This window comes from Aequorivita lipolytica (genome assembly GCF_007997135.1).
Classification (GTDB): Bacteria; Bacteroidota; Bacteroidia; order Flavobacteriales; family Flavobacteriaceae; genus Aequorivita; species Aequorivita lipolytica.
The window spans coordinates 1-716 of sequence record NZ_VORU01000044.1 but is presented as its reverse complement, the minus strand read 5'-3'; the positions used below and the strand labels follow the sequence as shown (position 1 = coordinate 716).

Genomic DNA, 716 nt, shown 5'->3' with positions numbered 1-716 from the left:
ATTTCGTAGCTCAGCAGGAAGTTATCAACGCCTGCCGCATAGGCCCAAGAGCCCTCATCATCATAGGTAAAACGCACCTGGAAATCAGCATTCGCATAGGTCATCATATCAAGATCACCTGTGTTGATTGGCCCCACATCAATGTCATCAACCAATAATATTTCTTGCCAAGCAGCTCCATCGTAAACTTCCACGCTCAAAAAGCCGAAACCTATAAAATCCTTCAGAATATAGTCGAAAGAAAGTGTGGCCGTTGTAGCGGCAGAGATGTCATAAACGGGAGAAAGCAAACTTGCAACGTTAACCTGTCCTGGACCGGCAGCGTCATCATCAAAGATTGCGGCGTTGGTCGGGAAATCGTTTCCTAAGGGCATATCTCCTGAACCGAATGTCCAGTCAAAGGTACCTACTTGTATATCTGTGGTCCAACCCGTTGGAACGGTGGCTCCCTCAAAATCTTCAGATTCGGTAACGTTTGCAATTCCTCCTATACAGAATACTTCAGGAGCGGTAACGTCCTGAACGGTAACGATAGCGGTACAAGTGGCCACATTTCCTGAATCGTCTGTAACGGTAAGGGTCACGGTATTGTCACCCGTCATCGAGCAATCGAACGATGAAACGTCAAGTGCATAGGTGGCGATACCACAGTTGTCCGTAGAGCCGTTGTTTATCTCGGCAGGGGTAACGGTAGCGTTTCCGGTTACCGGATCAAG

The 716-nt window shown here is 47.9% G+C and carries 1 pseudogene; it reads right to left on the bottom strand.

The features are described 5' to 3' along the window. Window positions 1–716 (bottom strand): annotated as a pseudogene (locus tag ESV24_RS15205) (HYR domain-containing protein); the annotation flags it as partial.